We start from the raw sequence: 23485 nt of genomic DNA on the forward strand, positions 1-23485 counted from the left end.
CTATTCATTTTTTATACCTACATAATTTATAAGCCATACGTATAGCCTAAAGAAAAATTTAAATATTCATCGCCAAAGCGGTCTGAGCTTTGCCAGTCAACTTTAAAATACAATTCGTCATCACCAAACAAACTTGCTCCTAGCCCTGCACTTATGTTCAAGTCGAATTCTTTAATACTGTTGTTATAACCAAGTGAGGTATCTAGCCAATAATTTGGTGAAGGCAGTGTTTTCCCGGGCGTACCGGGCTCGCCATAACTTAACCTTTGACCAATACTAAGACGCTGAAAACTCTTTTTCGTAAAATCGTCCACTCGATAGGAATTAAACCTTCGGTTCGTAAAATAACGATTGAAGGTAGCTAAATCATTGTCACTGTGCGAGTAGCCTTGCAAATTTATATCGGCATAAACTTGAAAAGCTGGAATATCGAAAAGAAGTTGTTCTGTGGCGCGAATGTTGAGGGACCAGCCTTGTGCAATATCTTCATCAAAGCGGGTAGATAACTTTCTAACTGCCGCTGATACACTTACATGCTCGCGGGCTGTTGGCAGGAACAAAAGATCAAAGCCTACGCGGTCTTCCTTACCTGCAATGTGCATAAGTCGGCTTTGTGTATTGGGCATATTTATGCCAGCGTGGAGCTTTGCTGACAAATAATCATTAAGCATCCAATCATATTCGCCTGACAAGCCAAATCGCTCTTTCGCTATTCCATCAGCGTAGTCAAGCTTTAGTTGCCATGAACTATCTTCTAGTTGACGCAAATAAGATACTTTCAATCCAGTTTCGTCGAGTTGCTCGTACGACAAACCACGGCCTGCCAAGACCATTTGTTTTTTATAGCCTTGCACTCGATAGTTTCCGTATTTATGCGGAGCATAGTATTCAAGATCCAGGCGGTTCTCATTCCACGTTGAATTTCGACTTTTTCTAATGCCTATACTATGAGTTTTTACAGGATGTTGCTGCACATGCAACTTGCGCAACAAGCTCTGATCGTTTTCTGAAATATGAGAATTGCCCAGATTTGACTCGCCCAATTGCCAAGCAATATAGTGTCTGCCGGCTTCCTGATTTGCTACGTATTTATCAGCAATGGGCAGATTGTTTGGTTTATCTAACAAACGTTTTACGTTTGTAATGTCCTTTGTTTGCAACGCCAAGGACAACTGTTGCCAATCAGGCAGTTGAAATTCAGCGAAGGCTTTTTGTTCTTGCCAGAAAAGGATCTTATATGCTTGGTTGTCACGCAGGTTTTGGGCATAAAGTTCAGATATCGCCACTTCGCCGCGTCTATCCATAGCGCTTTGGGTCACCATGTGTTTCGCCACAGCAGGACTAATAAATGTGTCAATTAACGAACGGTAACTGAGTTCGCCACTTGGAGTTACTTGCAATACTTGGCTTTGATGGGCTAACAGGTATCTGCGAATCAAATGTGCTTTAGGCTTATTACCCGTGCGGTCAAGTAAACTTGCGTAATTGAGTAACACAGAGACTGTGCTTTTTTGTGCATCCAGTGTGATTTGCGCTGGTTTATTCAGCTTCCCAGATAGACTTGGGTCTGCCGAGAGGACTTTCTGATACCACAACAAGGCATCTTGGCTTTCCCCTAAGTAGTCACTCATACTCGCCATAGCTAACCAGCTTTCGGGCTTGTCAGTATTATAGCGTTTAAAATGTGCATAAAGATTACGTAAAAAAGTGTCTTCTTTATTGTCGAGTGCAAACCATATCAGATTATTAAGAACGAGCGTATTTTCGGGGTCAATGGCTAGCAGTTGCAATAATGTTTGCCGCGCTTTATCACCTTGTTGCTTACTTTCATAATATTTTGCCTGCCACATCAAAATGCTGGTATTTTGGGCGTATTTTGGATTATCTAGCGTAGAAGCGATTAAGTTATCTATCAAATCAACGTCATTATTTTTAAATGCATAGCTAAGTAGCTGCATGTGCAAGTGTTCGTCTTGATACTCATTGTATAAAGCCAGTATTTCTTCGACGTTTGTGCTATCAACTGGCAACAATAAACGCATATATCGGTACAGATCAAAAGCTTCACTGTTGGTGTTTCTGAGACGTTTGAATGCTTGTAAGGCTAAGCTTCGCTCGCCGTTGTCATAGGCAAGGCGTGAAAAAAGTTCGAGGAACTCTTCAGGGCCCTTAGACCAATTTGAGACATTTTTTAGTCCGTCAAATGCCAGTTTAATATTATCTAACATGACATAAGCATGAGCCATTCGATAAGCTTGTTTGTAACTTAAGTTTTGTTGCTTCGCCAATTTCCCCAAGGTAGCAACCACTAAGTCATGCTTGTCGGCATAACTATACAAGCGACCTAATTCACCTAATAGAACCGGATGTTTAGGCTGGTCGTTGAGCACAGCTAAGACTTGTTCAGTCGCCTCTGGGCTTCCTAAACCTTTCTCAATTGCATCAATCCATGGCTTATATTCATCTTCTGCAAGCCAATGGTTTTGTCCTAACAGCACATACAAGCTGGCTTCAGTGCCAATGTCACCCAATGCTCTGGACTCGCTAATCCCTTTACGAACAGCTTCTTGTGTTGGATTAAGTGCAATACTTTGTAAACTGCTGCGCTGAGCTAGTAATATTTCACCAAGCCAACTATATATTTTATTAAGCTGCAAATAACCATCTGCGCTCGGTTTTAGTTCAAGCGCTTTATTTTGATACTTTGCTGCTCGAGGCAAATTATTAGCAGCAAGAGAAAGAGTCGATGCATATTCATAGTTAGCCGCATTCGGCTGCATCGCAATAAGTGCATCAGTAAACGACAAGGCAAAATCCAAATAAGCACTTTTCTCAGCGTATTGGGCTGCCGTCATTAAAAACTCAGCGTCGTTAAGTAAGTCACCATGGTATGTTTCTAAAAAATCACCTATTTCTTTACTCTGGTTCGCGTTTGATAAAATGGCTAAATATTGTTTTGCGTTTGCAAGCGTTTGTTCTTTTGCAAATAAAGTTTTTGCAAAATATTGCGCTTGGCTAAGAAGATTAGATTCAAGAGCGAGAGAAATTAGCGTAGTAAATGAAGCCTCACCTGAAAGTGCGGCATGAGGAGTTAGCAAATTTAAGGAGATATCAGGGCGTGCCAAACTGCGCGCTTGGTTGGCTAAAACAAGCGCTGTTTTTAAATCAAGTTGATACGATAGCGTTGCTTGAAAATATGCTAGCTTTTCAAGGACGACATTATTTAAGCTGCCATCGAGCGCATTATTGTGTTTACTTAGCGTATCAATATATAAGGCGACTACCTCATTTTTGTGTTGATATTTAGGATTCGCTAACACCTTATCTAGCAAGTCAATCGCTTCTGAAAACTCAGCTTTCGCGGCATAGTTTTTTGCCATGCTAAGGTCTATTTCTAATGACGCTTCATCTTGCATATGCAGTGCTTTCAAAAAAGCTAAGGAAATATCAGCAGTAGATGACTCCTCAATAAGATCAAGTAAGGCTTGATTGTTGGGAAATAAGATACTCAATCCTAATATCGATACCAACGCCAAGGCGAGTATGGTATTTACCGAGAATAAGCGTTTTGTCTCTTGCGATTTCAAGATGACACCCCGCTATTAGCCGTTGTGGCGTCCTTACAAGTTACTGTGCCACTTATTTCCCCGGAAAATTTACTCTTAATTATAAGTAAGTTTGCCGTCGTTCTAGTGAGACTAACTGGCATAGTGGCATCAACTTCACATAACTCTGCTTTTTGCTCTTTTCCGATTTGAATAATCAGTTCTAGAGGAACGTGCGATGCAATCGCCCACGTGATCGAAGCGCGTCCAAGCTGCCAATTTAGCACTTTTCCATTTGCGCTTTGCATGTATGTACCATGAGGCATCGTTTTTTGAGTGTCAAATACCGTCTTTTTATTTAGTAAACTTACGTATTTACCGTCTTGTTCTTCGTTAAAGCCCACTACTTGCATGGTATTTGGGAAACCTAATTCATGGGGTAGTCTGACATTTTTTATTGACTGACTCGATATTTGCCACTGACCGGTTAAGGTTTTAGCCACGCCAGAATCATATAAGACACGGGCTCTATCTACATATTCACTAAGGTACATTGGATGAATCGACTGCGTGTACGCCCACTCATAAATACTCTCTAATGCCTTAACTGACACAGGATATTGACCTGAATACATATGATAATAAATGCTAATGGGTTTTAACCTGCGCGGACTCTCTAACAAGTCAAAGGTTTCGATAACGCGTGAAAATCCGTCATAGTGTTCTGTCCACAAGTTGGTGTACAAATTTTCATTGATGATAGGTGCATAGACTTGTACCGCCTTCGGATACCAAACAATTGAAGGATAAACCTGGGTCAAGGGTTGATTACCATTTACGACATAGGTACTCGCCCCATTTATATTTCCTAAATTATTTTGTTCCGCTAACTCAAGAATTTCCTCTGTAGGGTTAGCTAATCCAGTCCACAGTATTAATTTTGCCTTTTTACCTTCAGGCGCTAAGGACGTATTGATGTAATCTATCGAGCCAACTATTTCTTTGTTGTAGTCGAGTTCGTAACCTTGAATTTCTAAATGTAAGCCGTATAAAGAATCTTCAACTTCATTTTTACGCCAAAAAAACGGGTGACTATAGGAATGCGAAGCTAATTCAACATTAGGTAACTCAAAAATAGAACGGGCAATATTTTCTAAGGCTTCACTTTCTTGCGAGTGCATGCCACCGCTATAAATTTCACCCTGGATAATCGAAATAGTATGCGGCATTTTATAGCGGCTAAATACTTTATCTCGCAGTACTTCAGCAGTATAAGGATTACCTATGAACGAACTCTTACTTGGAAAACCATCTCCATCAACATAGCTAAGTAGGATTCTTCGACCAGACTCTGTTGTCGCATCTATCACCGGAATAGCGGGAAGCTTTAAGGTTTTTTGAATCAGTTTGAAAGGGTCTAGCAACCATACGTCTTTTTCATTCGCGAGCAATCTTACTGGAAAAGGCCTTAATGCCGCTCCGCCCCAAGTTGATGTAAATACATAAGCAGTTTGTGTGGCATCTGCATCTTCAAATACGACCTCGACTTGGTTCTCTGTTTTTGTGTTACTCCAGCTATCTGATGGCTCAAAGTGGCTAAAGTGTGCTTTTTAAAGCTGTTTGTCCACTGCTGCCCTTTGACTTGTGAAAGGGGTGCGTTTATCAAGCCCCTCTCTTCAATTCCTAGCAAAGCTTGTATTTTAGGACTATCAGGAAACCCTCCTAAAAATAACATCGGCACATTGTTATAAGCTCGGTGAATCAATTGCTCAATGTCAGGAAATTTTTGATAGTCGTCAACCTCAAGCCATAAAGTGACAGCCGCATAAAGGTTCAAATCGACATTTTTGAAATCAAACGCATTTATGTCGTGGCACTGTGGAATATATCCGAGGTATTCAATTTGCATCGAGAGCATACGATGGCAAGAAGATGCGCGTTTTGATTCCCGCTTACTATTGTAAAAACCCAGCACCTTTCTGGCAGTTGGGATAATCGTGCTAACCCCCACCTCATATAACATGCCATCACTTATATAAGGCGTATAGCCCTTATTTAGTAAGGTTTTTGCAGCCTCGATTTGTGCTGGTTTAGCACTAGCAGGCACGTAGTCAATAACAATGACCTCTATACCTAGCGCTTTAATTTTGTTTAAGGTATTTTCTAACCATAAAGAATCTGAATCCTTTACCTTGATATAGCTGTCGGTAAGCGGTAAATACGCATGATGCATGGATTCAGCAACAACAGCATAAGGCTTTGTGCTTAGTTTACTAACAAGGTCAAACCCGCGATTCAGGATCAGTTTAGCGTGATCATTTGAAGGTGCAGGCAAGCGCTGAATAGTGTTAATGATGTCAAGCAGATGCTGTTGCTGTAGCGCGCTATCAGCTATAGCCTTAGGAAGCAGTTGGTAGCTATCTAAAGTATCTAAGAATATACCATCAAACCCTCTTTTTAAAAGTGCCTTCGCGCGAGTATACAAGTGACTTTGCCAATCACCTGACCCTAGATCCATGACTTTACTTTGCCAAGCCTCATTAATAAGCAGAACGTCATCTGATAAATCGTCCGGGAGGGTTTCGCTGCCAAACTCACCCACACTTAAATAAGCGAAGACTAAGGTATCACTTTGTTTAATCGTTTGTATTTGTCTGTCAGAGACTAATTGGGGCGTGAGTACGACACGATCAAAATTGACAAGATCATTGAGTCCTTCAACCTTATTGTAGTAGAAAGATATGGACTTTGTTTCTTTTATGGCTTGCTCTAGGCGATCATGTTGACTCTGGGCAAAGCTATTGTGAGTTATAGCAAGCGTAATAATCAAGATCGACTGTGACAGCCGACAACAGGCGGCTTTAGCAATAAAAAGAACAACGTTTTGAATGCTTGTTAAACAATTCACTGAGTAAATTTATCCGTTAAAAAATGATCATGGATTCCTATGCATTCCTTTATCGGCAATTTACATCGATTACTTAGCTTATTGAATTAGTTAAAAAGATAGCCTATTTCACGGCAATCACGCGTGTGCTTAGACTATGAAATAATTGCTAAGGTGCTTATTAGATTCATAAATAGTGGGCGAAAAAAACCACGCTAATTATGCGTGGTTTTTAATGTGGTTGCGGGAGCAGGATTTGAACCTACGACCTTCGGGTTATGAGCCCGACGAGCTACCAGACTGCTCCATCCCGCGCTTGAATTCTGGTGCGTTAGAAGTATCTCTCTTCAACGTGGGGCGTATTATACATACGAAAGTTCAGTATGCAACTGCTAAAATAATTATTTTTTCTAGATGCCTAAACTTTACACAAATCCTCGATATTAGCTCGATTTATGAACGAAAAAGCTCCATTTTTGTGGCCAACTCGAAATCAAGCTCGCTTATTCCATCCACATCATGAGTAACCAAGTCAATAACGACCTTATTATAAACATTTGACCATTCAGGGTGATGTTTTAGTTTTTCAGCCCAAATAGCAATTTGTGACATCCAACCAAAAGCACGAATAAAGCTTTTGAATGTAAAGGTCTTATGTAGCTTATCGCTTTTTATAACCCACTTGTCTTCTCCTGCTTTTTCGTTTAATAACTGCAAATGTTGTTCAATTTCACTGTCACTTAGCTTAGTCGCCATGCTTTGCTCCTATTTCTATGTTTGATGTTGAGTCTAACTTGGTGTTTTAAACTACGAAGCTAGTTTTTAATCACTAAGGTTAAAAACGTGCCGATTAAGGCCGGTTTCTCGCGCCCTTCAATAATAACTTTGCCTTCAAACTTATATAGTTCACCTAAGCCTTTTCTTTCAATATCTACTAGGGTGAACATATATTTAATTTTGTCATTTACTCTAACCGCTTCAATAAAGCGTAGATTTTCCATCCCGTAGTTTATCATAGTTGTGGTTTTCGGATTAAGCTCTATTGATTGTGCAAACATTTGTGGCATTAGCGATAGAGTTAAAAAGCCGTGAGCTACTGTTGTTTTATATGGACTAAACTTTTTACATTTCTCCACATCTAGGTGAATCCATTGATGATCACCCGTTGCATCAGCAAAGTCTTGGATTTGTTGCTGGTTAATGCAATGAAATTGTGGGCTCTCGTGTGAACTTCCTATGCTTAATTGCGTAATATCCATGATATCGCCTTATTAGTTATTGTAATCAAAATGTATTTTTACTATTAATTTGATTTATACATCAACTTTACTATAATGTTAATTACTTATTAATTACCATGATAGTTTACCTAGGAATTTGTTTTTATGAACCTGCATCGAATCGATCTTAATTTATTTGCTGTATTTGACGCCATTTATACTGCAGGTAGCCTAACTAAAGCAGCAGATGTTTTATGTATTACGCAGCCTGCGGTCAGTAATTCCTTAGCTCGTTTACGTGATATGTTAAACGACCCCCTATTTGTGAGAACCGGTCATTCAATGACGCCAACGCCCGTCGCACAAAACATCATTGTTCCTGCCCGTGAAGCCCTAGGTTTATTGCGTAAAAGTGTACAACAAAGCCATATATTTGAGCCTGAAACCTCGACAAAAGCTTTTAACTTTGCCAGTCGTGATTTGCTAGAGGTGAGCATTATGCCAAGGCTCTTGGCTAGATTGCAGCACCTTGCCCCAAACATCACATTGACGAATTATGAGGTAGGCCGTGAACACATCGTATCGTCGATGGCCAGCGGCAATCTAGATTTCTATGCTGACGCATCTACCTTCACCGACATACATTTGAAAAAACAAGTCATCGCCACTGACCGGCTCGTGGTGCTTGCTAGGAAAAATCATCCTGTTGTCAAAAACGAAATGACAATGGATGATTTTCTAAAACTGGGGCATATTCATGTTTCACAACGACGTACTGGCGCAGGCCCAATCGATATTGCGCTCGATAAACTAGGAAAAAAACGTCATATCGTTATGCGTGGCCAGCATTTTTTGACGGTTCCAAGTGCAATTTCAAAATCAGATCTCATTGGCTGTATCCCTTATCACTTAGCAAAGCATTATGATTTAGCAATGTATGAGTTACCTTTTGAATCACCACGAATAGAATATTATTTGTATTGGCATTTAAGTGCCGATCATGATGCCGCTCACAAATGGATGCGAGAACAAATTGCAGAAGTCGCCAAAGCTTATAATCCTACCTGATGTAGTCCCTTGTCTAGTGTAGTTATGGATTAATATACCTAATTATGAATAGTAGGCACACTCTTTCGCTATTTAAAGGTATCTTGAGTAAACCATAAACAAAATAGATAGGTTTACCATGAACTTAAAAAATATATTATTTGCGTCATCATTTATTGCTGCCACAAGTTTTGTAGCGCTTCCAGCTCATGCGAGTATCGAAGACGCGCTTGCAAATATTTGTAACATTGTTAAAGCCAATGACAAAGGCGAACTTCGCAAAAAAATGAAGAACGTACAAAAAAGTTATAGACTTCGTTTAGGTGATTACTATGAAGGCATCCAATGTGATGGTAATAGCTTGATCAGGTTTGCATTGATAAGTGATGCGGTAGATGCTGGCACCCTTTTAGTAAAAAAATTACCTAAATCTAAGCTAAGAGAACCCGAGGAAGATGGCATTGCGCTTACCGCTTGGATTGAATCCAAAGGCTTTTCTGACTCACCTATCGCCGCAGAAGTGAGCGAAAAAATCTAATTAACCCATTGTTTTATGCGCCGCAGGTACTACTGTGCGCGCTTAAAATAGTGTCCAATCAATACTTTTATGCGCAGTAAATGCGCGGTAGCACGCTAATGTTAAAATTATCTAAAATCCTTGTAGCAACCACAATCTTAAGTAGTCTTAGTATGCTTTCTCAGAGCGCAAATGCGGCTATTGAAGATGAACTAGCAAATATTTGCAACATTGTTAAAGCAAATGACAAGTCTGAATTACGCAAAAAATTGAAGGGGGTTCAAAGCAACTTCAATCTTCGATTATCAGACTACTACGATGGAATAACATGCGACGGCAACAGCCTTATAAGAACGGCTCTGCTAAGTGATGCAGCTGATACTGGTGTTTTTTTGGTGAAAAAGTTATCAAAATCGAAACTAAATGAACCAGAATATGACGGTATGTTGCTGTCAGCATGGATTGAAGCAAAAGGATTGTCGAACTCACTTATTGCAAGCGAAGTAAAAAGTAGAGCTTCCTGATTGCTGAGAACTCAGCATGCTTGCTAGGGAATATTGAGCAAAAATAAAAAGGTGAACAAATGTTCACCTTTTTTAGTTTTTGTCAGCTAACAAAGTAGCACGCTTAGCCTACTTTGAACAACTCAACGTCCATGTTCATCAAGTTATCAGAACCTGAATGTATCGCTGATACTAACGAACGGGTGCGCGTCAACATGCGATCAAAGTAAAATTTAGCGGTATGAATTTTTGCTTCATAAAATGCGATTTCTTCGCTGCCTTCATCTAATTTACGCTGCGCCACGACCGCCATTTGCAACCAAAAATAAGCAACCGTTATGTAGCCTGCATACATTAAATAATCTACCGACGCAGCGCCTAACTCATCAGGATTTTTTGCTGCCACTTGGCCAATGTCTTTAGTCATTTGTAGCCATTCATCTACGTGAGAATCAATTGCATTGATCCATGTGGTAAATTGAGATTCACTTCTTACTTTGGCGCAGTATTCTTTTATTTCCTTGGTGAATATATTCAATAACTCACCATTTGACCCCATGATTTTGCGCGCTAACAAATCAATCGCTTGAATACCGGTTGTGCCTTCATACATCGTGCAAATACGTGTATCACGGGCTAATTGCTCCATACCCCATTCAGCGATGTAGCCATGGCCTCCATAAACCTGCATACCATAACTCGTTGCTTCCTGTGCTGTTTCTGTCAAAAAGGCCTTAACAATAGGGGTTAACAGCGCTAATTTTGATTCGGCAAGTTTCTTTTCATCTTCATCATGACTGTAACTGCTAATGTCGACGAGCTGCATGCAATAGATTGCTAAGGCCCTATTGCCTTCAGCTAGAGATTTTTGAGTGAGCAACATACGGCGTACATCAGGGTGAACAATAATAGGATCTGCCGGCATATCAGGGTTTTTAGCGCCAGTCATTGCACGAAACTGTGTACGGTCTTGCGCGTAGCTGAGTGCACCTTGAAAAGCTGCTTCAATTGCTGACAAGCCTTCTACTCCAGTACCAATGCGGGCAACATTCATAAATGTGAACATGCAATTTAAGCCACGATTAGGCTGACCAATTAAATGCGCCTTTGCCGCATCAAAGTTCATGACGCAGGTTGCACTGCCTTTAATGCCCATTTTGTGTTCAAGTGAACCACATTTGACGGTGTTACGCTCGCCGACCTCTCCGTTCTCGTCGAGGTTGTACTTAGGCACAATAAATAATGAGATTCCGCGTGTGCCTGCGGGCGCATCGGGAAGCCTTGCTAAAACGATATGAATAATATTCTCTGACATATCGTGCTCACCTGCTGAAATAAATATTTTTGTGCCGGTGAGACGATAAGTGCCATCGTCATTTGGTTCAGCTTTACATTTCAGCATACCTAAGTCCGAGCCACAATGCGGCTCAGTTAAACACATAGTACCAGTCCAAGAGCCCTCTATTAACTTGTACAAAAACATGTCTTGCTGTTCTTTCGTACCATGGCTTTTTAGTGTTTCCATACACCCTTGGCTTAAACCTGGGTACATCGCCCAAGAGTGATTTGCACCTGAAAACCATTCAGCCATTGAGGTTGCTAGTGAATAAGGTAGCGCTTGTCCTCCAAACTCTTCTGGGTGTGCCATCGATGGCCACCCGCCTTCAACATAGGTTGCGTAAGCTTCTTTAAAACCATCAGGCGTGGTGACAACACCATCATCTATTTTACACCCCTGCTGATCGCCAATCGCATTTATCGGTGCCAATACATTTTCAGCAAATTTGCCCGCTTCGTTATAAATAGCCTTGACAAGATCTTCGCTGACCTCGTCAAAACCAAGCTTTTGATAGTGTGCTTGCATATCTAGAAGCTCGTGAGTAATGAACATTGTGTCTCGCTGGGGAGCTTTATAATTTTGCATTTGTATACCTATATCATTAATTTATTATGTTGATTATGCTTTGTAAGCTGAGAATTTCTGGCCTTTCTGGACAAGTTCTAACAAAAGTGGCGATGGCGTGAACCAATGCTTGCCATATTCACCTAAGGAATCGTGATAATGCTGCATACGCGCCAAAACGTGGTCTAATCCAATTTCGTCAGCATATTGCATGGGGCCCCCTCGATATACTGGGAAGCCATAGCCGTAAACGTAAATCACATCAATATCACTTGACCGCTGCGCTATGCCCTCAGCCAGAATGTTTGCACCTTCATTTATTAGCGGATAAATACACCGTTCAATAATTTCCTCATCGCTAATTTCACGTTGCGCTATGCCTAGTTCTTTTGCTCGGCGCTTGGCAATGTCCATGACACTAGGATCTGGGATTGGAGTACGACTCCCCTGCTCGTACAAATATACGCCTTTGCCTACTTTAAGTCCGACTCTGCCGGCTTCGACTAACTCATCAGACACGGTGCAGTAGGATGGGTCATGGCTAATAAACTCTTGGCGAGATTGCCTCACAAAGTAACCTATATCTAAACCAGCCATATCACCCATTGTGAACGGACCCATCGGTAGGCCAAAATCATAGATAACCTTATCAATTTGCTCAGGGCTTGCGCCTTCAAGCATTAAACGGCCCGCTTCACGCCCATATACCTCAATCATGCGGTTACCGACAAAGCCAAAGCAAACGCCTACAAGAACACCCACTTTCTTGATTGTTTTAGCTAGCTTCATTGACGTTTTTATCACATCATCTGCGGTTTTCGCTCCTTGCACTATTTCAAGCAGCTTCATTACATTGGCTGGCGAGAAAAAGTGCAGTCCAATTACATCTTGTGGCCTAGAAACGCACTCTGCAATTTCGTCTGAGATCTAATGTAGACGTGTTACTGGCTAAAATAGCGCCAGGCTTGCACACTTTATCAAGTGCTTGGAAAACTTGTTTCTTAACCGACATTTTCTCAAAGACCGCTTCTATTACGAGGTCTACATCACAAAGGTCGTCATAGCTAGTTGTGCCGCTAAGTAGCGACATTCTTTGCTCAACTTGCTGCTGACTTAACTTACCTTTTTTCGCTGAATTTTCGTAATTACGACGAATTAAGGCTAAGCCTTTGTCCAAAGCAGCTTGCTCTAACTCTAGTAACACAACAGGAATTCCTGCATTGGCAAAGTTCATAGCAATGCCACCACCCATAGTGCCGGCCCCTATAATCGCGACCTTTTCTATCGCGCGGACCGGTGTATCTTTTGCTATTTGGGGAAGTGCACTTGCCGCACGTTCAGCAAAAAAGAAATGCTGTTGTGCTCTCGCTTGCGGTGTTGCCATACACTCCATAAACAATTCACCTTCGCGTTTCAGTCCTGCCTCAAAAGGGAGTTGAAAGGCTGCTTGCACCGCATCGATACATTTTTGTGGTGCGAAGAAGCCACGGGATTTCGCCTTCACCATTGCCGATGTTTGCACACAAAGTTCTTCAATCTCTTTACTAGGCGATAATGCGATTTTACTTGTGGCTGGAATCGTTTTACCAATGGCATCTTTAGCCGTTTGTATCGCTTCCGGTAATAGTTCATTAGCCGCAACGATGTTAACAAACAGCTCGTTGATGCTTTTCACTGGCGTGGGTGCTCCCGTTACAATCATTTGCAATGCTTTTTGTGCTGCAATCAGGCGCGGCAACCGCTGCGTGCCACCGGCTCCTGGTAAAATGCCCAAATGAACCTCTGGTAGCCCCACGCGATTGTGCTCGCTTGTTACCCGATAGTGACATGCTAAGGCTAATTCAAGTCCTCCACCAAAGGCACCACCGTTTAGGGCCGCGACAACCGGTTTGCTGCTATTTTCGATGACCGCCAAAACCTCAGGCAACATCGGTGATAAATCACCACCAGAGAATTCAGTTATATCAGCGCCAGCGCTGAACAAGGCAAGTTCACTGGTAATAACAATCGCCTCGACCGTAGTATTTTCTAGCGCAGCGGTCATTGCGTCAATAAGCCCTATCCTTAGTGCTTTTGATAAGGCGTTTACTGGCTTATTTGCCATACTAATTACGCAAATGTTTTCATTTATTACGTGATTAACCACATTCATTTTCATCACCGTTGTGTTTTGAGCATTATTAAATTGATAGCAAAAGACTAAAACAAGTCGGCAATATCCACTAATTTATTGCTGTTATACTCCTGAATAAGCAAGTTTGATTATGCGTAGAATAATCTGATTAAATGACCGCAGCGCTTATTAAAGTTTATTGATTTTTGTGATTGGCACATTTTTATAAAGCACGCCATGATGTTAACATTATGTAAACTAAACAATCAGATGGTTGCGAACATATGGAGATTCTAAAAACCCCTGAATCCTGCTTTGAAAATTTACCCGGATACAGTTTTCAAGCTAACTATCAAGACGTAGGCGATACGCATGCCTTATTAATGCATTACGTTGACTACGGTCCTAAAACTGGCCCGATTATATTGATGCTGCATGGCGAGCCAAGTTGGAGTTATCTATATCGAAATATGATAAACGAAGCGGCAGCAACCGGTTATAGAGTTATCGCACCTGACCTAATTGGTTTTGGCAAATCAGACAAGTACGCCGACCCTGGCGCCTATACCTACAAAAACCATCTAAATTGGTTGGGCCGCTTAATTAGCAAACTAGACTTACATGACATTCATTTAATTTGCCAAGATTGGGGTGGACTACTAGGTTTGCGTCTTGTTGCTCAAGCGCCTGGTCAATATGCCGCTGTTGTAGCTGCCAACACTATGTTACCAACCGGTGAGCAAACACCCTCCAAAGCATTTTTAGCGTGGCAAGCATATTCTCAAACCAGCGAACGTTTTGACATTGGCGCAATCATTCAAAATGCAACCCACAAAGATATCATTGACGAGGTCATTGCTGCTTACAACGCGCCCTTTGTAAATGATCGTTTCAAAGCAGCAGCGCGCAGCTTTCCAATGTTAGTTCCAACAACTGAAGATGATCCTGAAGCTATAAATAATCGGGGCGCTTGGGAGGTCTTAGCAGAATTCAAGAAACCATTTTTAACTGTATTTAGTGACAATGATCCCATTACGCGTGGCGGCGAAAAAATATTTCAGCGCAAAATCCCTGGTTGCAAAGGTCAGCAACATACGATTATAAAAAATGGTGGTCACTTTTTACAAGAAGATTGTTCGCATGAACTAATTACCTTAGCAATTAACTGTTTTAAAGAGTAAATATATGGATAAATTATTAGATTTTAGTAAGCAAACAGCCATCATTACCGGTGCTTCTTCAGGCTTTGGTCGGGCTCTGGCAATCGCTTTGAACGCACGAGGATGTAGATTAGTTTTAAGCGATGTAAACGAACAAGGTTTGTCTGAGACCAAATCTATGCTTAGCGCGCCCCAAGATTGTGTCACCCTTACCCTTGACGTAGCGCTAGAAGAAAGCGCCCAGAGCATGGTTGCAGCCGCGCTTAAACATTTTGGAGAGCTTACCATCGCAGTTAATAATGCTGGGATAGCCCATAAACAAGCTGCTCTGCACCAAATGACCAACGACATTTTTGATCGTCAATTTGATATTAACGTGAAAGGTGTTGCATTTGGTATGAAGCATCAAGTCCAAGCGATGCTCAAACAAGGCCATGGCCATATACTTAATATTAGTTCTTTAGCTGGGCTTGGTGGCACACCAAAAGGAGCTGCCTACAGTGCTGCAAAGCATGCCGTGGTTGGCTTAACTCGCACAGGTGCTGTTGAATATGGTCGCTATAATGTGCGCTGCAATGCTATCTGCCCCTTCTTTAGCCCAACCGATATTATGAATATAGAGGGCTTGCATTCAGAAGCTGAAAAACAAAAGCTGGGAATGGGTAGCCCAATGAAGCGTATCAGCACCGTAGATGAGATTGTTAATGTTATGATTCTTATATTGTCGCCTGGCAATACTTATATGAATGGACAAACAATAGCCATTGATGGCGGTGTGACCGCATGGTAGAGACTCAAAAACACGAGTAATTTGTCCGTTGCAAGGCTTAATTTCGTGATTCCACATTTTTTTATCAATAGCAAACATTTTGTTTGCTATTGATACACAGAAATAAACATCATAAATACATAGACTTAACTTTTATCCGTATAAAGCCCAATACGCCGGTATTGCTTGCGTATCTTTTCACCACCTCTTTCTTTTGTATATTTAATCCCAAGACAACAACCAAGTTCGGGAAAGTATCATGTTGAAAAAATTACTTGTACCTACTTTAGCGATTGCATGTTGCTGTTTCTCAAACTTGGCGAACGCTCAGGTCGAAGAAGCATTAGCAAACATCTGCGCAATTGTGAAAGCAGACGACAAAAGCGAATTACGTAAAAAAATGAGACGAGTGCAATCGGATTACTCCGTAAAACTCAAAGATTACTATGGCGCCGTTACCTGTGGTGGCAACAGTTTGATTCGAGTTGCATTACTTAACGAGTCGACTAAAACAGGTACATTGTTGGTTAAAAAGATGCCAAAAAAGCTTTTAACCACGCCAGAGAAAGACGGAAAAACATTACTAACGTGGATTAACGAGCAAGGCTATGGCGAATCAGATATAGCGTTAGTAGTAAAGGACAGAATGTAAGCTCTTATCACCTTGTTGATAACCAGTTCAACATGGTAGGCAAAGGAGACTTTGCCATTTCGTGACCTCCTCCCCGGGGGTCACTTTTTTTGCTTGTAATTCGTGCTTTTGCACCAGCCGAAAGTTTTTTTAAGGCACTAAAATCACTTTGCCTTTTACCGCCCTTGAGGTAACTTTTTGTATCGCGCCTACCGCATTTTCAAGTGCGAAGGTCTCGTCTATAACGACCTTAACTTTACCTTCGGTGTACCAAGCTATCAGTTCTTTCATATTCATCATAAAATCTTGTGGCTGATGCTGGGTAAACGAACCCCAAAATACACCAACAAGCGAAAACCCTTTAACAAGTGCTAGATTTACCGCAAACTTAGGTATCTCGCCACCGGCAAATCCAACGACCAACAAGCGCCCTGCCCATGCCATTAACCTTGAGCAAGTATGGAACATGTCTGCGCCTACACATTCATAAACTACATCTACACCCTTCCCCTTAGTTAAGGCTTTTACTGTCTCCTTGAGGTCTTGTTCGGTGTAGTTAATTGTTATGTCAGCGCCATTTTGCTTTGCAACCTCACATTTTTCGTCACTTGAGCAAACTGCGATAACCTTCGCTCCCAAAATTTTACCAATCTGCACGGCGGCTAAACCAGTACCGCCTGCGGCGCCTGTTACTAAGAGTGTTTCGCCTTCACGCAATAGGGCACGCTGTTTTAATGCGTGATGCGCAGTCGCATGAGCCGTGACTAGGCCAGCCGCTTCTGATATTGGAATTGAATCAGGGATGGGCATAACTTGATTACATGGTATAGCTACTTTTTCGGCATAGCCGCCCAATTGACAAATACCGATTACCTTCATCCCTACTTTTAAATACGGGACGCCTTCTCCAATTTCACTGATTATCCCCGCCACCTCGCTACCCGGAATAAAGGGAAGCTCAGGTTTCATTTGATAAAGCCCTTGTACAAGTAAGCTATCAGGGAAATTAACGCCAGATGCTTCAACATCAACTACAACTTGTCCTTTCCCAGCGCTAGGTGTGGGAACTTCTTCGTAAGTTAAATCAGCTATTGGCCCAAATGCATTACATAAAATCGCTTTCATACTTAGCCCTTTTTTAGTGCTTGTTTGTTGTGACCCACCACCAAGTTTTTTCCTAATTGCATCATATGTACTTGATCTGGCCCGTCTGCTAACCTAATTGTGCGCGCATATGCCAGCGTAGCAGATAAGGTCGTATCTTGCGACGTGCCTGCTGCACCATGGATCTGAATCGATTCATCAATGACTTCGCATGCCATTTTCGGTGCGACTATTTTAATTGCGGCAATAATATTTTTAGCTACTTTATTACCGTATTTATCCATATTATCAGCCGCTTTTAGCGTCAACAGTCGTGCTTGTTCTATTTTGCAATACATCTGAGAAATACTTTCGCGAACCGACTGCTGTTTACTTAAGGCTTGCCCAAATGCAATACGTTGCTCTACTCTTTCGCACGCCATATCGAGGGCTCGCTGAGCGCAGCCAATCAAGCGCATGCAATGATGGATGCGGCCAGGGCCGAGTCTACCTTGCGCTACTTCAAAACCTCTTCCTTCTCCTAAGATAAGATTTTCTTTGGGTACTTTCACATTTTCAAATAAGACTTCAGCATGACCAATGGGTTCATCTAAATACCCCATTGCAGACATTGCTCTTACAATCGTCACGCCCGGTGTATCCATTGCCACCAATATTTGTGATTGTTGGGCATGACGAGCTGCACTTGGATCGGTTTTACCCATCACGATCATTATTTTACAATTATTATTCATCGCGCCACTGGTATACCACTTACGTCCATTTATTTCATAGTGATCGCCCTTGTCTTTAATACTGGTTTCAATATTGGTCGCATCAGAAGAAGCAACGGCCGGCTCGGTCATCGCAAATGCAGAGCGTATTTCGCCATCTAATAAGGGCTTTAGCCATGTTTCTTTTTGCGCTTGGGTGCCATATTTTGCGAGGACTTCCATATTTCCCGTGTCAGGTGCACTACAGTTAAAGACCTCGGAGCTCCATAACACTCTGCCCATTAATTCGCATAGTGGAGCATACTCAAGGTTACTTAGCCCCGCACCGTACGGTAGATATTCTTTGGGCAAAAAAAGGTTCCATAAGCCCTGTTCTTTTGCCTTTGCCTTTAAAGACTCCATTAGTTCTGGCGTTTGCCAACGGTCGCTATTGTTCGCCACTAAATCATGATATCTATCTTCAATTGGGTATATTTCTTGGTCCATAAATGCAGATAGTTTATCCATTAAAGCTTGGACTTTGGGACTATGGTCAAAATTCATTATTTTCTCCTTGCCACACATTAGCTATAGGTTATTTTCGCTATATGTTTTGGCGTATCTAAATGAGGAACATTATTGAAACTATTTAATTGAAAATTTTGTTTGTTAAAGTAAAACTGACTCACACTGGTATTTTTTATTTGCAAGTTAAAGGCAATCGCTTGTTCTACAGAGGTATTAAGAAGTGCCATCAAAAATACGGCCATAGCGCCGCCAGAACTCACGACTAATGCGTTTTTGTGACTGCCTTGACGAATAAATTCAGCGCCTTTTTTTACACGCTCGCAAAATTGTAACCAGGTTTCGCCGCCACTCAGTATTAATTCATCTTGTGACCACGCTAACATGGCACTTTTTAATACCTTATACCATTCACTCCGAGGAGATGATGGTGCCGGTTTACGGTCTGGATGTGCAGCTAAAAAAGCCGCGACAATGGTTTCAAAGTTAAACTCATTCCAGCAATTATCCGTTATAATTTTATTTTCTTGCCCAGACCTAAGAATGCCCATTGCGGTTTGTTTGTGCCTTAGCATATCACCAGTAACAACTATATCGAATGATTGCCCACGCTCGGCAAAATAGTCCCCGAGTAAAGCAGCCTGTTGATGCCCTAAATCACTTAATTTGTCGTAGTCTTTTGCCCCAAAAGAAGCCTGTGCATGACGTACCAAATACATTTGCGCCATTGTTTTGCCTGTCGAGTATTGTTATTGGAAGGTTAATAGGTTTATGAGTATAAGAGTAATTGATTATGTTGATATAGTCTTATTAGTTGAAAATATAGCGCTTGCTAGTCTGCAGTAGAAAGTCACTATTCATTAATATAGATCAAGTAAATATAACTAAAACGCTGGTAAAGTAAGCTCCATCAATAGTTTTGAGCTAAATATATGAGCGTTGCTGAGTTTTTTGACAAAAAAATATTAAATAAATACAACACGACTGGACCGCGTTATACCTCATATCCAACCGCGGTCGCCTTTTCGTCTGAATTTACCGATAGCGATTTTACACGTAGTATCTCATGTGTTAACAGTGAGGGGAAAAATCCTTCGCTTTCACTCTACCTGCATATCCCCTTTTGTCATTCTCTTTGTTATTACTGTGGCTGCAATAAAATTGTGACGCGAAATGAAGATAAAGTTGCGCAATATTTATCTTATTTGAAAAAAGAAATTCGAACACGAGCCAGTAAGTTTGATGGCTTTGTTGTTAATAACGTGCATTTTGGCGGAGGTACACCAAGCTTCTTAAGCGCACGGCAACTAGACGATTTACTGCAAGAAGCCCGTCAACACTTTAACTTTTCCAACGATATAGAACAAAGCATCGAAGTAGATCCTAGGCGAATAAGCTTAGATTACGTCAACGAACTCTATGCAGTTGGTTTTAATAGGCTGAGCATAGGGGTGCAAGATGTCAATAAATCGGTTCAAGAAAAAATAAACCGTGTTCAAAGTACCACCTTTATACGAGAACTCATTGCAAGAGCAAAAGTGGTTGGCTTTGCCTCAGTCAATATAGATTTAATTTATGGGCTCCCTGGACAAGATGAGTCAAGCTTAGAAAAAACATTGATTGAAGTTGAACGCATGGACCCAGACAGGATTTCCTTGTTCAGCTATGCTCACATGCCAAACTTATTCCCGGCCCAACGCAAAATTAAAGAGCAATGGATGCCTTGTGCCGATCTAAAGTTCTCTCTTTTTAGACAAGCCATTAATACTTTATGTAATTTAGGTTATGAATTTATTGGCATGGACCATTTTGCTAAACAAACTGATGAACTTAGCATTGCAGCAAAAGAGCGCAGTTTGGGTAGAAATTTCCAAGGATATACAACAGACCAAGCAGATTGCTTATTAGGTTTAGGCGTGTCGTCTATTAGTAGTTTAGGTACCGCCTATGCACAAAACGTTAAAAGCTTAGGGGACTATTATCGCGCCATTGACGGTAAACAGCCGCTCATTGAAAAAGGTATCAGTCTTAGCCAAGATGACGTGATTCATCGCGGGCTTATCAATCAATTGATGTGCAATTTTTTTGTCGACAAAAAAGCCTTTGAAAAAAAGTATCATATTCACTTCGATAGTTTCTTTGCAGATAATTTAGCACAACTACAGCCTTTTGAAGACGACAATCTAATCACCAACGACGAAACGAGTATTACTATTCATGCAAGAGGTCGATTGTTAGTGCGTAACATTTGTATGAGTTTTGATCAATATATTGAGTCACCCGCACATCTGCGTCGATACAGTCGCGTCATCTAAATGTAAAAAGCCGGTAAATATTGCAATTATTTACCGGCACATCCTTACTCAACGTTATAAGTAGGCTATATGGGTGAGCCCGGTGGCAATGCTTTTATCTTAAGTGACATCGGCCAAACACCATGTTCCCAATAGTGTTCAACATGCTTAAGCAATACTTTATTGGCTAACTTATTGTCGTACTTATCCAACCATTTTTGATAGTCCATCACTGTTTTTTGCATCTCTAATTTCACATCGCCACTCAATTCACTGTCGTTTAATGTGTCAAAAAAGACAGATAGTGCAATAAGCTTGATGCGTTGCGTAAGTACGTCTTTGTCGTTGTTTTTAATTAAGCGTGTAAACAGGAGTTCACTGACTTTCTGCACTGAAGGAATGTTATCATCGCTTGCATGCTGAAAGGCTAAGCGATTAAGACGTTCGCCTTGGAGTAAAATAGTAAGCGAATAGGCCGAAATTGATTCAGCAGCGCTAATAGGATCAAAGGCAATCCCCATTCTACTGGGCATACTTTCTCTTGAACGTGTACTGCCATAGGCTTTTGGTGGTATTAGTTCAATAATACGATTAGGTAGGCGCAAATAATCGGCGCCCGCACTCTCTAACATAAGGTCGAGTGCTTCGGACTGCTTTTCACCATCCACAAAACTCACCGGCGTCGGCTTTGTATTTTGTTTGACTGCATAGGTATAGTTCACACCAGAAATTTGCTTAACTAATGCATCGAGTTGATAACGATGAGCATAATACAAGGGAACAAGTCTTCTCTCTAAGTCAGAAAAATTCTCATTTAGCGGTAAATTAGCGCTGCCAAAATTATCCAGTGCAAAACGGCGAAGCTCAGTGACACGTTTAAACTCATCAATAGGGCTACTGCCATTGTCCCATAAATGTCCATTTGCAGAAGCGCGTTTTGGCGTTCTAGCATCTGGATCTGATTTGTATAAATAGCCTTTAGCAATCGCGCCATTTACTAAACTGCTCAGCATATCGGTTTCATCAAGGTTTTGCGCAAAATCTTGGTAACCATAGGCAATCGTGTATTTATCCCATTCTCCAATGCCATCCGCGTAGGCATTAGAAATATCTATAGTATTGTTTTTTAATTCAATTAAAGGATGAGGATAGTCCATTACCGAAGCGCGATCATTTTCACTAGCAGCAAAATTATGTGCTATGCCCAGGGTATGACCAACTTCGTGTGCAGAAAGTTGTTTGATTCTATTTAGCGCTAGTTCAAGTTCTTTGCTTGTGTCATGCACTTGGCCTTGTTCAAGCTCCACATAGGGTGCAGTAAAACCGGTTGCAATTAAATAATCTTGTCTAACTCTCAAGCTACCTAATGTGACATGTCCTTTAATAATCTCTCCTGTCCGTGGGTCAATGACAGAACTACCGTACGACCAACCACGAGTTGCCCTGTGCACCCACTGGATAACGTTGTAGTTAACATCCATTGGGTCTGCATCATCGGGTAATACTTTTACTTGGAAAGCATTAATATAGCCTGCCGCTTCAAATGCTTGATTCCACCACAAAGCACCTTCTTTAAGCGCACTCATCACTGGCTCTGGTATACCGGGGTCTAAATAATAAACAATTGGCTCAAGGGCTTCGCTTTTATCTGCGTTTGGGTTCACTTTGCTTAGGCGGTGGCGTGGAATAAAACGTTGTTCCATGGGAGCTTCAATTGGGACGGAATAATCGATATAGCTATGCTTCCAAAACCCAGAATAAGGGTGAAAGGCCCGTACCTGATAGCCGTCATCGGGCAAAGCAATGAAGGAATGATGCAAATGCACACTCACACTTTTTGCATCAGGCGTGACGTCTTTGATGTATTGTCCTTTTGGAGAGCCACCAAAAGTCACCAAAGCTTCAAGTTCGGTGTTGTTTTCAAAGGATTTTGTGCGTGCTAAGTAAATACCAGAACGCGTTTTATCAAGGCTATAGGCGCCCTGATTACTCGTACTTAAACGTTCTGAAATACCGTGAATATCAGATTGTAAAAAGTGTGTGTAATCAATGGCGAAACTTTCGTTTGTTTCATCACTAATTTCAAAACCCGCGATAACTGAGTCAGCAAACGCTTCGTCTATACTTTTTTTCTCAGCTGCGTTATTGCTGTTTGCACGATATTGCGTATTGATTTGTTTTAACAGTATTTTATTGCCAAAACGTTCAAACTTAACCAGTCTAGTTTGCCCTAACTGACCTCGATCCAAACCAATATCGTTTGAGCCAATCCCTTGTGGCAGACTGCTCTGAAAGATGAAGGCATCGGCCAATTGGTCTTTGTCTATGCGTAAATAAACAGTGTCTTTTGTGGCATCATGTAAAACATCTATCATCCCTGACATCACAGTTTTATTTGCCATAAACTCTTCCGGTTCTTGGGACAAAATGCTTGTGGTATAAGTACTTAACAATACAAAAGCGACTACACTCAAAATGCGCATCAAAAATGACTCCTTATTTATGTTAATCAATTGATCTGAATCACAGAACGTTTTATTCAATGACGTATACTAAAATTCTAATATTACGTAGT

The 23485-nt window shown here is 41.3% G+C and carries 17 protein-coding genes, 1 tRNA gene and 1 pseudogene; 7 read left to right on the forward strand and 12 right to left on the reverse strand.

Annotated features, from left to right (window positions below; translation table 11 throughout):
- Positions 1 to 26: 26 nt before the first annotated feature.
- The 6 genes from AC0L6H_RS17075 to AC0L6H_RS17100 all read right to left on the reverse strand — a co-directional run bounded on the left by AC0L6H_RS17075 (position 27) and on the right by AC0L6H_RS17100 (position 7691).
- Positions 27 to 3587: a tetratricopeptide repeat protein gene (locus AC0L6H_RS17075; protein WP_473390391.1), complete on the reverse strand. Its 3561-nt coding sequence runs from the start codon at positions 3585 to 3587 to the stop codon at positions 27 to 29.
- Complete coding sequence (locus tag AC0L6H_RS17080) at positions 3584 to 4996, reverse strand: polysaccharide deacetylase family protein (RefSeq protein ID WP_473390392.1); 1413 nt, start codon at positions 4994 to 4996, stop codon at positions 3584 to 3586. Before AC0L6H_RS17080 ends, AC0L6H_RS17075 begins: the two co-directional genes overlap by 4 nt.
- Before the next feature lie 17 nt (positions 4997 to 5013).
- A complete protein-coding gene (locus AC0L6H_RS17085) occupies positions 5014 to 6453 on the reverse strand; it encodes an endo alpha-1,4 polygalactosaminidase (RefSeq protein ID WP_473390393.1) in 1440 nt (479 codons plus the stop codon).
- A 217-nt stretch (positions 6454 to 6670) separates the two neighbouring features.
- Positions 6671 to 6747: transfer RNA gene (locus tag AC0L6H_RS17090), tRNA-Met, on the reverse strand.
- A 138-nt stretch (positions 6748 to 6885) separates the two neighbouring features.
- Positions 6886 to 7188, reverse strand: a complete 303-nt coding sequence (locus AC0L6H_RS17095) for a 4a-hydroxytetrahydrobiopterin dehydratase (RefSeq protein ID WP_473390395.1) — start codon at positions 7186 to 7188, stop codon at positions 6886 to 6888.
- Between the two features lie 59 nt (positions 7189 to 7247).
- On the reverse strand, positions 7248 to 7691 hold the full coding sequence (locus AC0L6H_RS17100; protein ID WP_473390396.1) for a MaoC/PaaZ C-terminal domain-containing protein: 444 nt from the start codon (positions 7689 to 7691) through the stop codon (positions 7248 to 7250).
- 126 nt (positions 7692 to 7817) lie between these two features.
- On the opposite strand from AC0L6H_RS17100, the gene AC0L6H_RS17105 reads away from it, so the two are divergent.
- The 3 genes from AC0L6H_RS17105 (at position 7818) to AC0L6H_RS17115 (ending at position 9740) form a co-directional block, all read left to right on the forward strand.
- A complete protein-coding gene (locus AC0L6H_RS17105) occupies positions 7818 to 8720 on the forward strand; it encodes a LysR family transcriptional regulator (RefSeq protein ID WP_473390397.1) in 903 nt (300 codons plus the stop codon).
- 118 nt (positions 8721 to 8838) lie between these two features.
- Positions 8839 to 9237: a DUF3718 domain-containing protein gene (locus AC0L6H_RS17110; protein WP_473390399.1), complete on the forward strand. Its 399-nt coding sequence runs from the start codon at positions 8839 to 8841 to the stop codon at positions 9235 to 9237.
- Between the two features lie 98 nt (positions 9238 to 9335).
- On the forward strand, positions 9336 to 9740 hold the full coding sequence (locus AC0L6H_RS17115) for a DUF3718 domain-containing protein (RefSeq protein ID WP_473390400.1): 405 nt from the start codon (positions 9336 to 9338) through the stop codon (positions 9738 to 9740).
- Positions 9741 to 9843: 103 nt separating this feature from the next.
- Here the strand turns inward: AC0L6H_RS17115 and AC0L6H_RS17120 are convergent, their stop codons facing one another.
- Together AC0L6H_RS17120 and AC0L6H_RS17125 are read right to left on the reverse strand one after the other, a co-directional pair.
- Complete coding sequence (locus AC0L6H_RS17120; protein ID WP_473390402.1) at positions 9844 to 11643, reverse strand: acyl-CoA dehydrogenase C-terminal domain-containing protein; 1800 nt, start codon at positions 11641 to 11643, stop codon at positions 9844 to 9846.
- A 33-nt stretch (positions 11644 to 11676) separates the two neighbouring features.
- Positions 11677 to 13774: pseudogene (locus AC0L6H_RS17125) on the reverse strand (3-hydroxyacyl-CoA dehydrogenase NAD-binding domain-containing protein).
- Between the two features lie 245 nt (positions 13775 to 14019).
- Between AC0L6H_RS17125 and AC0L6H_RS17130 the strand changes: the two are divergent.
- The 3 genes from AC0L6H_RS17130 (at position 14020) to AC0L6H_RS17140 (ending at position 16316) form a co-directional block, all read left to right on the forward strand.
- On the forward strand, positions 14020 to 14916 hold the full coding sequence (locus tag AC0L6H_RS17130; protein WP_473390403.1) for a haloalkane dehalogenase: 897 nt from the start codon (positions 14020 to 14022) through the stop codon (positions 14914 to 14916).
- A gap of 4 nt (positions 14917 to 14920) precedes the next feature.
- Positions 14921 to 15685, forward strand: a complete 765-nt coding sequence (locus tag AC0L6H_RS17135; RefSeq protein ID WP_473390404.1) for an SDR family NAD(P)-dependent oxidoreductase — start codon at positions 14921 to 14923, stop codon at positions 15683 to 15685.
- Between the two features lie 241 nt (positions 15686 to 15926).
- Positions 15927 to 16316, forward strand: a complete 390-nt coding sequence (locus AC0L6H_RS17140) for a DUF3718 domain-containing protein (protein ID WP_473394569.1) — start codon at positions 15927 to 15929, stop codon at positions 16314 to 16316.
- 129 nt (positions 16317 to 16445) lie between these two features.
- Here the strand turns inward: AC0L6H_RS17140 and AC0L6H_RS17145 are convergent, their stop codons facing one another.
- The 3 genes from AC0L6H_RS17145 to AC0L6H_RS17155 are packed head-to-tail and all read right to left on the reverse strand — an operon-like array spanning position 16446 to position 19344.
- Complete coding sequence (locus tag AC0L6H_RS17145; protein ID WP_473390405.1) at positions 16446 to 17420, reverse strand: NADPH:quinone oxidoreductase family protein; 975 nt, start codon at positions 17418 to 17420, stop codon at positions 16446 to 16448.
- A gap of 2 nt (positions 17421 to 17422) precedes the next feature.
- Complete coding sequence (locus tag AC0L6H_RS17150) at positions 17423 to 18655, reverse strand: acyl-CoA dehydrogenase family protein (protein ID WP_473390407.1); 1233 nt, start codon at positions 18653 to 18655, stop codon at positions 17423 to 17425.
- A gap of 20 nt (positions 18656 to 18675) precedes the next feature.
- Positions 18676 to 19344 carry a histidine phosphatase family protein gene (locus AC0L6H_RS17155; protein ID WP_473390408.1) on the reverse strand — a complete coding sequence of 223 codons (669 nt, stop codon included), beginning with the start codon at positions 19342 to 19344 and terminating at the stop codon, positions 18676 to 18678.
- A 204-nt stretch (positions 19345 to 19548) separates the two neighbouring features.
- Here AC0L6H_RS17155 and hemN point away from each other — a divergent pair, with 204 nt between their 5' ends.
- On the forward strand, positions 19549 to 20931 hold the full coding sequence (gene hemN, locus AC0L6H_RS17160; RefSeq protein WP_473390410.1) for an oxygen-independent coproporphyrinogen III oxidase: 1383 nt from the start codon (positions 19549 to 19551) through the stop codon (positions 20929 to 20931).
- Positions 20932 to 20996: 65 nt separating this feature from the next.
- Here hemN and AC0L6H_RS17165 read toward each other — a convergent pair whose 3' ends face one another.
- Positions 20997 to 23393: a zinc-dependent metalloprotease gene (locus tag AC0L6H_RS17165; protein WP_473390411.1), complete on the reverse strand. Its 2397-nt coding sequence runs from the start codon at positions 23391 to 23393 to the stop codon at positions 20997 to 20999.
- Positions 23394 to 23485: the final 92 nt, after the last annotated feature.

Source organism: Glaciecola sp. G7-5 (assembly GCF_055808975.1).